Source organism: Microcystis sp. M090S1 (assembly GCF_020246295.1).
Taxonomy (GTDB): domain Bacteria; phylum Cyanobacteriota; class Cyanobacteriia; order Cyanobacteriales; family Microcystaceae; genus Microcystis; species Microcystis aeruginosa.
Window position 1 is genome coordinate 1 of sequence record NZ_JADBTF010000033.1, and the last position, 9,124, is coordinate 9,124.

Annotated in this window: 9 protein-coding genes and 1 pseudogene; 4 read left to right on the plus strand and 6 right to left on the minus strand. The window is 40.7% G+C overall.

Annotated features, from left to right (window positions below; genetic code table 11):
• The 3 genes and pseudogenes from IM477_RS01355 to IM477_RS01365 all read right to left on the minus strand — a co-directional run.
• Positions 1-178: pseudogene (locus IM477_RS01355) on the minus strand (RNA-guided endonuclease TnpB family protein); the annotation flags it as partial.
• Between the two features lie 123 nt (positions 179-301).
• The gene (locus IM477_RS01360) at positions 302-556 is read right to left on the minus strand and encodes a SemiSWEET transporter (RefSeq protein WP_287730213.1); all 255 of its coding nucleotides are present in this window, start codon (positions 554-556) and stop codon (positions 302-304) included.
• A gap of 125 nt (positions 557-681) precedes the next feature.
• Positions 682-1,182, minus strand: a complete 501-nt coding sequence (locus IM477_RS01365; protein ID WP_287730214.1) for a L,D-transpeptidase — start codon at positions 1,180-1,182, stop codon at positions 682-684.
• Positions 1,183-1,342: 160 nt separating this feature from the next.
• On the opposite strand from IM477_RS01365, the gene IM477_RS01370 reads away from it, so the two are divergent.
• The 4 genes from IM477_RS01370 to IM477_RS01385 all read left to right on the plus strand — a co-directional run bounded on the left by IM477_RS01370 (position 1,343) and on the right by IM477_RS01385 (position 5,150).
• Complete coding sequence (locus IM477_RS01370; protein ID WP_287730216.1) at positions 1,343-2,218, plus strand: ABC transporter ATP-binding protein; 876 nt, start codon at positions 1,343-1,345, stop codon at positions 2,216-2,218.
• Positions 2,219-2,588: 370 nt separating this feature from the next.
• A complete protein-coding gene (locus IM477_RS01375; protein ID WP_287730223.1) occupies positions 2,589-3,392 on the plus strand; it encodes an ABC transporter permease in 804 nt (267 codons plus the stop codon).
• Entirely contained in the window at positions 3,393-4,148 is a 756-nt protein-coding gene (locus IM477_RS01380; RefSeq protein ID WP_061432496.1) for an ABC transporter ATP-binding protein, read from the plus strand.
• Positions 4,149-4,718: 570 nt separating this feature from the next.
• Positions 4,719-5,150 carry a DUF4278 domain-containing protein gene (locus IM477_RS01385; RefSeq protein WP_002758794.1) on the plus strand — a complete coding sequence of 144 codons (432 nt, stop codon included), beginning with the start codon at positions 4,719-4,721 and terminating at the stop codon, positions 5,148-5,150.
• Between the two features lie 158 nt (positions 5,151-5,308).
• Here IM477_RS01385 and IM477_RS01390 read toward each other — a convergent pair whose 3' ends face one another.
• The 3 genes from IM477_RS01390 to IM477_RS01400 are packed head-to-tail and all read right to left on the minus strand — an operon-like array spanning position 5,309 to position 8,841.
• Complete coding sequence (locus IM477_RS01390; protein ID WP_287730217.1) at positions 5,309-6,802, minus strand: thymidylate synthase; 1,494 nt, start codon at positions 6,800-6,802, stop codon at positions 5,309-5,311.
• Between the two features lie 4 nt (positions 6,803-6,806).
• The gene (gene tmk, locus IM477_RS01395) at positions 6,807-7,430 is read right to left on the minus strand and encodes a dTMP kinase (protein WP_287730219.1); all 624 of its coding nucleotides are present in this window, start codon (positions 7,428-7,430) and stop codon (positions 6,807-6,809) included.
• Positions 7,431-7,455: 25 nt separating this feature from the next.
• Positions 7,456-8,841, minus strand: coding sequence for a dihydrolipoyl dehydrogenase family protein (locus IM477_RS01400; RefSeq protein WP_287730221.1), 1,386 nt, complete (start codon positions 8,839-8,841; stop codon positions 7,456-7,458).
• Positions 8,842-9,124: the final 283 nt, after the last annotated feature.

Sequence of the window (9,124 nt, forward strand, 5' to 3'; positions counted from 1 at the left end):
ATTTAAACTCTTTCCTTAATGCTGTGTTGTACCGAAATAACTCTGTTTTGCCAACACCCTGATTATCCATCCAATAACGCAGGACTTTATTCCGAACAAATTGAGTTGTCCGTATTGCCTCATTAATGGCTTCTATCTGATTAGGTTTTGGCTTAACTTTGTATTCTAGTACAAACATTTTGACAATGCTAGACTGGGTATCAATATCTTAACACAAAATTCTTTAAGTTGACACGGCCCCCTGCCAACCGCCTGCTGCCTTCGTTGACGTGAGCCAAGAGGGCTGCAAGGGATTGTCAATTTAATCATATTTAATCTTAAAATAGAGAATTGTCCCCGCTAAGATAAAAGTAACAAAATTAGCGACGATAATCGGTTTGCTGCTCACATAAATCCCGTAGATTAGCCAAAGAAAAACCCCCAGACAAAAGCAAATAAACATAGTTAGGGACAAGTCCTTAGCCGAACGATAACGCCAAGTTTTCATCACTTGGGGTAAAAAAGAGACAGTGGTTAATATTCCCGCCACGATCCCGATTAGTTCAATAATATTCACCGCTTATCCTCTTGGCTTAGTTTCTCTCATTTTAAACTGTTGACTATCTAAATTACTGGTTAAGACTGCTCTCTCGACATCATCGGGTAAAGTGTTCGTAAATGTGACATTTTTTCCCATTGTTTCTATTGAGCGATTACTATCACTGAAGTGCCGATTTGTACCCTTTCAAATAAAGCCTTTATATCTCGATCGCGCATCCTGACGCAACCGTGGGAGACGGCCCGGCCGATGAGATTTTCTTGGGGTGTACCGTGAAAACCGATAAAATTCGCTCCATCGGTCCAAAATCCGATCCAACGCGCCCCTAAAGGGTTGTTTTTTCCCGATGGCACCAGTTGCCCGGTGAAAGGATGTTCCCAGACCGGTTCCCGCACCATCTGAATTACCTGAAATTGTCCCGTCGGGGTTTCCCAACCCGGACGACCGATCGCCACTGGGTAAGAAGCAATTATTTTCTGTCCTTGGTAAACAAAAACCCGTCTTTTTTTTAAATTCAGCAGCAAACGGGTTTCCGTTCGGGTTGCCGTGGTTGCGGGAAGGGAATTGCCCAGACTAATCGGGGGATTGAGGAAAAATTCCCCTATTCCTAGACATAAACAGAGAATCGGCAGAAAAACTCGCATCTGATACCAGCAAAGTCAAAATTTTTATCTGTATTCTAATCTGATTGTGAGGATGTCAAACCGTCGATATGGTGAGTGCGGGAGGGAAGGATAAAATCGGAGTCGAGTTGGGCTAATTCGGTTACACTAATCCCTAGCTGGAATATTAACTTTTGTAACTATGACCGCCGCTATTGCTCTCGATCGCGTTTCTAAAATCTATAACAATCTCCCAGTAGTTAACGAGCTTTCCTTTACCATCGAAAAAGGGGAAATCTTTGGTTTACTCGGTCCCAACGGTGCGGGAAAATCGACGACAATCCGCATGATTATCACCCTAACCGAAGCAAGTCAAGGAGAAATCGCAGTGGCGGGGTATGATGTGAAAAAATACCGCGATCAGGTGAAGAAAAATATAGGGGTAGTCTTGCAACAGATTAGCGTTGATGGGGAATTAACCGTCTGGGAAAATCTGGAATTTCACGGCCGGATGCACCATATCCCCAATCCCCAGAGACAGGAATTAATCGATCGCTATTTAGATTATGTCAGTTTAAGCGATCGAAAATCTGCCCTTGCCAAAACTCTTTCCGGAGGGATGAAACGACGTTTACAGATTGCTCGCGCTCTTCTTCACGAACCAAAAATACTCTTTCTCGATGAACCGACTGTCGGTTTAGACCCCCAAAATCGTCGTCGTTTGTGGGAAGTAATTCGCGATTTAAACCAGCAAGGAATGACAATTTTATTAACCACTCACTACATGGAAGAAGTGGAATTTCTCTGTCAGGATAACGCCACGGGAAAACCGGGCAGAATTGGCATTATGGACGCAGGCAAATTAATCGAATTAGGAACTATAACGGATTTTCGCACTAAGTATGGCGAGGGTTTAGTTATCAAACAAGTTGGCGATAAAATCGATTATAAATTCTTCCCCACCGTGGCTGATGCTAATGCCTATCTCGACAGTTTGAGCGATAAAACTGGAGTAATGTGCCGCCCTTCCAACCTCGAAGATATCTTTGTGGAACTGACGGGACATCAATTAGATTAGATTCTTGGTTTGGCTGTTGGGAAATTGTTCAGTTATCGGTTTTTGACTCCGGTTTTTCTGAGATTAGCTGTGTTTAAATCGGCATTTCTTGGCTTTTATCTGATGTCTATTTTATGGGCCAACCTGCTAGAGTCTAGGTCAATTAGCTGAGGCTGTCCCTAAAAACCGAGTTCAACCCTAAAAAAAGAGGCTTTTAGCGGTTTTTAAGCTTTTTGAGCCAGATAAATGGCCTAGGAAGGGAACTTTTTCCCGAGAGGGAGAGTCATCGGGAACTGGATAAAAACTAGATTCCCCTCTCGATCGATAGACAAAATTGACGGTAATCGTTTAGAATAAAGCACTGAATACTGACGAGATGACAATTATCCCTATGACCGATCTCCAGACAAAAACTAGATGGTCAACAGCGCGGCGATATTACGAGTTGCTTAGTGTTTTAGTGGAACGTAATCTCAAGGGACGCTATCGGGGTTCTTTTCTGGGGGTTTACTGGTCCTTGTTAAATCCCCTGATTATGACTGCACTATACACGGCAATTTTCGGCACGGTTTTCGCCTCTTATTTTGATAATTCTATAGTTAACTATGTCCTAGCTGCTTTCACCGGTTTAGTAGTAATAAATTTCTTTAATGCTTCCACTAACCAAGCTTTACCTAGTATCGTTAGTAATGGCAGTATTTTAAATAAAATTCGTCTGCCAGTTAGCATCTTTCCCCTTTCGATGGTAGTGGCAAATATTTTTCAATTTGCTATTAGTATCTTTCCCCTTTTGGCTATAGTAACTCTCTGGAAATCTCAAAGTTTAATTAATGTACTTGCTCTGATTTTTCCTGTGATCGGTCTTTCTCTGGTTTGCACGGGAGTGGGTTTCTTTATCAGTACCCTCTACGTTTTCTTCAGAGACTTACCCTATTTTTACGAAATTGTTTGTTTTGTCGCTTGGATTAGCAGCCCGATTTTTTATCCCCCGGAAATTATTCCTCCCTCCGTACAACCATTCCTCCTATTAAACCCATTATTGCCGGTAATCGAAAGTATTCGCCAATTGTCCCTTTCCCCCGGATTACCGGATTTTGGTTTGATTTTTCAATCTCTACTCGGTGGGATCATCATCTTAGGAATTGGTTGGACTTGCTTCCGACTCTGGCGACATTTATTTATGGATTTATTATAAATGACAGAAGTAATTCGACTCGATCAAGTGTCTCTCGAAAGACGTACTCAAGAAGAATTCTCCTACGATCTAAAAAGGACAATCTTCTCTATTCTTGAAGGTAAATATCGTCAGCCTGCCAAAAAATTAGTTCTAGATGATATAGATTTAGTCATTAATTCTGGAGCAAAATTAGGTATTATTGGAGCTAATGGCGCAGGAAAATCTACTCTCTTAAAAGTTATTTGTGGTATTCTGGAACCGACAAAGGGACAGGTGAGAGTCAGGGGACAAATTGCTTCTCTAATTGAATTAGGAGCGGGTTTTGATCCAGATTTACCGGTAAAAGATAATATTATTCTCTATGGGGTAATGCTGGGATTTTCTCGTCAGGAAATGAAGGAAAAAACCAAAGATATCCTTGACTTTGCTGAGTTAGAAGAATATATGGGAGCGCCGGTGAAATCTCTTTCTTCCGGGATGGTGGCTCGTTTAGGATTTGCGATCGCCACGGAGGTTCACCCCGATATTCTTATTCTTGATGAAGTCCTTTCCGTTGGGGATGAAAGTTTTAAAAATAAGTGTAAACGACGGTTAAAAAAATTCTGGAATTCTAACGCTACTATTTTAGTAGTTTCCCACGATTTGACTTTAATTCAAGAGTCCTGTAACCAAGCAATTTGGCTGAATAAGGGCCAGTTGCAATGTCAGGGTAAATCGGAAGATGTAATCAAGTTTTATTTGGATTCCGTGCATCAAAACGAAGTTAATTTTTAATTAAGTAGGTAATCTCAATTAATTGTTAGATAGTAATAATGTATCTACGTTTTATACCAAATCCGTTTTTAATAGTGTGATTAACCCTCAAGTTATCAATTGTTTCTCCCTGCTCCCCACACCCCACACCCCACTCTCCTATACCTTTTAAACAGGATTTAGTATTAATTAGTCGAAAATGCTGTAACAAAATAAAAAACCTCGGTGTCCAGCCGAGGTAGCGCTAAGTTATGTAGGAGAACTCAAGCAAATCTGTCAATGGGGCAAACCCAAACCCCGAAAACTTTTTTAAGCTAGTCAGCCCAGTTTTTCACCGTTGTCTCGGACTAAGCGGATCATATTTTGTCTGATACTCCCCGAGACAATCTGAACTGGCTTGGTGTCTTGGCTGTTTTGCTTTAACTTTTAGCTCATGTAAATAAATGTAACAATATTTTTACAAATTGTAAAGAAGGATTGACAAAATAAAACTTATATGTAACATAAGCTAAGTTAATATTTTTCGCCGATCGAAGCTAGGGGGGTAATAATAGAGAGATTGGTTCACTAGCGTGACAAGGTGTACCCAGAATGTCCTATTTGTTTTTGTTCCCACTATTCACCGCTGCCTTGGCTGCCTATTTCTGGCAGCAGTCCAGCGATGAGATCGCTTATCTGGCCAGTGCCGCCACGGTAATTAGTTTAGTGTTGAGTCTGGTTTTAGCTCCTTGGCAGATTCAGCTATTAATTCTCTTGACAGTTGTGATTGTCGTCACCTTTTTATGGCAAGGACGAGAAGAGCAGAAGAATCTCCCCGTCCCCACTCCAGAAACCGCCGGCGAGAAAAAGTATCGTGGCGCCACCTATATCGAGCCAACAGTCACCGAGGCTCCTGTCAAGGAGCGAGGGGGTAAATATCGCGGTGCGGAGGTTAAAATCACCAATAATCCGACGGTGGCCAACCCAATTCGCTCCTCATCTCTCAAATATCGCGGCGCTGGTTCAGCAAACAAGGACCAGTAATCAGTTACCAGTAATCAGTTATCAGTTATCAGTTATCAGTTATCAGTTATCAGTTATCAGATTTGAGTTTTAAGTGAGTAGTATTAAATAGAAGTTTCCTACTGTCTTTTCACTGTTTACTGTTTACTGTTCACTGTTCACTGAAACTTCCCACCTATCTACTGGTCTTGAATATAAGGCTGATTATTTTTGATACAATTGTATGCCTTTTGTAACTCGATTCCCAGATAACCGATATGTTCGGGAATAATTGCGGGATTGGTAGCGGCAAGCTCGCGGATTAATTTGAGGGGATTTTTGCCTTGATAACAAGCGACAACTTCCCCGCTGCCGGGGGTAGTTTGTTGGACAAGAATTTGTTCTTTTTCCACAGAAATCAAAAAGTTACCGCTAGGGTCAAAAAAGTCGCGCTGATTGACAATTTTATCGTACTGGGTGGCGATTAATCGTTCGACATTCTCCCAAGTATCATCGTATATATGGGCCGATTGACTAATAGTAATCAATGGACCCAAGGTTAAATTATACTGGGAGCGTTGATTGATTTCTTGGCAAATATGTTGCTGTAAAGCGCGCAATCCCATGGCATTTGCCGGCCAAGCGGCAAACATATCATTACTTCTAAATATTGCGGTGAGAGATAATTCATTTTCCACCACTCGCACCCAAATATGATTTAAACAGGGACTACCTCCCTTTTCGTGGTCTTTCACATCCCAGAGGGACATAACTGCACTGGCTGCGTCAATTTCTGAGATTAATTTATTAATAACCTGTGCAATTTGGTCCCGGCCAAACCAAGAGCGCAATCTTTGACCGTAGGTGTATTTAACTCCTTGGTGTATAGGGGAATCATCGAGAATTTGCCCGATATATTCGGTAAGAAAAGCTCTATCTATAGGCAAATAATTAGGTTCAGGAAAATAAAAGTCTGGGGGTTCATTGGTGACAACGGCCATTAGGTCAATTAATTCTTGCCATTTACCATCATATCCTGTCGGTCTAATTGTGCCAGTGGTTTTAATCTTTTGGAGAATTTTTACCCAAGTTTCGGCAATAGTTTTTCCTTCAATGCGATGACCGTATCTTGTCCCGGGTAGGAGAGAAGGAAGATTTTCTGAGATAGGAAAGGTTAATGGTTCTCCCCAAGTTGGTAAGGGGGATTGTTCTGCATAATTTTTGACAGTTTCAATCGCTTCTGGGATGGATATAACTGGTTGATATTGAATTGATTGACGCAATTTTTCGAGAATTTCTCTGTCAATTTCTTTGTCAATATATCCAGTGGTAGAAGAATTAATTAGCCAACATTCTTTACCTGTGTCACTTTTTCCTAACTGGAATCCTTGACTAAAAAAATCTAGCAAACATTGACAGCTACCGGAGTTCTTATCTTCCTTAGTCGCGTTGAGAATAACTAAGTATCTAACGTGGGGATTTGCGATTAAGTTTCTCAGCAGGGGACTAATTCCTCTGGTGGGACTATAAAGATTACCAATCACCGCGTATTGGTCGGGATTTAAATGTTTAGCAAGGGACTGTTTTACTGTCCATCCCGTGATAATTGCCGTTTGTCCGTGACCGCAGATTAATTGATTGGGTTTATAGTGGGGTTGGTAGATGAATTTAGGGGTGGTTTCTGTACTGAGCATGGATTTAAATTAATCGTTCAAGATAATTAATAATATTTCGGTGAAGGTTTTCTATTGTATCACTCCCATCCAGTTGTAAACAATTATCTTTATATTCTTTAAATATCTCGATAAACATCTGACGAACTTTCATTAATTTTTCTTGTTTTTCGTACACTTCTGTGATGGCTCTGTTTTTAATTCTTGCTAGAGAAATATCGGGAATAACATCGATATAAATAACTAAATCTGGATTGGGAAAATGTTGATTTAACTGCCGAACAAAAGCAAATTCTTCGGGATTATTGCAATTGTAGGCCAGGGAGGAAAAATAATAACGAGTAGTGATAACGTGGGTTTGTTCTTGGTGAATAAGTTTAAAAATGCCATCGTGATCATTATATAAGTGATCATGGCGATCAGCTGCAAATAAATAGGCCATTTGTCGGTCAAATTTATTTTGATCTTTGATATAAATAAGATTAGTTTGCATTATTTCTCGAATCAAACGACCGATAACTCCCTCGGAAGGTTCCGGACTTAAAACTGCTTTTTCCCCTCGCTTTAAAAAATATTCTTGTAAGAGTTTTGCTTGGGTACTTGTTCCCGATCCATCAATACCTTCAAAGACAATAAATTTCGGTTTCATAATTTAATCTTCTTGCTCAATCTAATTATCTGAATAATTGTTTTAGCCAAGTTAACCAAGATTTTTTCTGGGGGATTAATTGCGTCATTTCTCCGATAATCTCTCCCATACTTCCCCAAGCATAAATATTTTTATTGAGGGATTGTATGGTTAAATTTTCTTGTAAAGCTAAACTGATAATACTAATCATTTCCGCTGCTTGATTACCGACTATTTGCGCTCCCAGTATTTTACCATCTTGTCGGTAGATTAATTGACAAAATCCCGTGGTTTCCCCCCAGATTTGCTGTGGGACTATATTTTTAATTGGATAGTTGATCATCTTTACCTCCTCACCATAGCTGTCCTGGGCTGCTTTTCCAGTTAAACCCACCCAAGCAATCGCAGGATCGAAAGCAATAAATGAGGGAATTTGCTCGGGATTAAAGTTAAATTTTTCTCCCGTGAGCAGATGCTTGACTAACCCAAAAGCAGCCCGGTGATTTAAAGTAGGATCGGGATAATTATTTCTGAGCAAATTTAGGGCATAAATGCGGGAATTATCGGTTTGGAATTGCTGATTAACCCTAATTAATCCCTCCTCTAGTTTAACTCCCACCCCGGCCAAATTTAATCCCTGTTCATTGACTTGATAATTACCAGCAAAAATGAGATCATCAACTTCAATGACACGATTGCCTAATTGTAACCATTTTTGACCCTCGATCGCTTTCACTTGACTAGGACAATAGCCTGGTAAAATCTTAATTCCTTCCGCTTCTAAAATGGCAGTAACTAAATGGGAGATTTCCCGATCAATATCCGGCAGTAGATAATTATCCTCGATAATTAAGCTAATTTCTTTCCCCAAACGTCGGAGAATTTGCGCTAAACTCACAGCCATGCTGCTGTTGCCAATAATCGCTAAATGTTGTCCTAAATTGTCTAAATTTGGCTCTTGCCAAAGGGTTTGAGCGGTAAAATAATTAACCTCATCTAAGCCGAAAATTTTCGGGACTTGCAGATAAAAACCAGTAGCGATAAGATAGTGTTTAGCCAACAATTGCCGACCATTAACCACAAATCCTAAATGGGGCAACCGAACAAATTCCCCCCCACCCGGGATCACATCTATTCCTTCCGTGGCTAATCTTGCCAAAGAATGATGTTTATTAATAGTTTTATCTACTTCCTCTAGCCATTCCCGCAACCGTTGCCATTGGGGATAAATGGCCGTTTCTTGCCAATGATTCAGCAGTTTATAGAGATGGATAATTTGGCTGTAGCCCTTGCTAAAAATGTCCTCAGATGCCTCTAAATTGTCGCTAGAAGGCTGTTGCACTAAAGCCACCCTTTTTTTGAGGTGAACAGCCAACAAAGCCGCTTCTATCCCCGCAGGAGTGGAACCGATAATTACTAAGTCGTAAACCACAAATATAAAGTAAAAAGTCAAAAGTCAAAAAAGGTGTTGGGGGTTTTGGGGTGTTAGGGTGTTAGGGTTTAAGGGTTTTAGTTGAAATTCCCCCACTTCCCCACTTCCCCCCGCAACGCGCACGAAGTGGTCTCCCCATTTCCCCATTCCCCCACACCCCACACCCTACACCCTACACCCTCTTTCAAGTCAGGAGTCAGGAATCAGGAGACAGCATTCAGGAATCGGAAACTTAACACTTAAGTAGGGCTTGCTGAATAAATTTGAAATGTAGGCAAAGTAA

Bases quoted from the DNA above. Each gene is read 5' to 3' on its own strand.
- IM477_RS01365 (WP_287730214.1), bottom strand. From the start codon at position 1,182: ATGCGAGTTTTTCTGCCGATTCTCTGTTTATGTCTAGGAATAGGGGAA.
- IM477_RS01370 (WP_287730216.1), top strand. From the start codon at position 1,343: ATGACCGCCGCTATTGCTCTCGATCGCGTTTCTAAAATCTATAACAAT.
- IM477_RS01375 (WP_287730223.1), top strand. From the start codon at position 2,589: ATGACCGATCTCCAGACAAAAACTAGATGGTCAACAGCGCGGCGATAT.
- IM477_RS01380 (WP_061432496.1), top strand. From the start codon at position 3,393: ATGACAGAAGTAATTCGACTCGATCAAGTGTCTCTCGAAAGACGTACT.
- IM477_RS01385 (WP_002758794.1), top strand. From the start codon at position 4,719: ATGTCCTATTTGTTTTTGTTCCCACTATTCACCGCTGCCTTGGCTGCC.
- IM477_RS01390 (WP_287730217.1), bottom strand. From the start codon at position 6,802: ATGCTCAGTACAGAAACCACCCCTAAATTCATCTACCAACCCCACTAT.
- tmk (WP_287730219.1), bottom strand. From the start codon at position 7,430: ATGAAACCGAAATTTATTGTCTTTGAAGGTATTGATGGATCGGGAACA.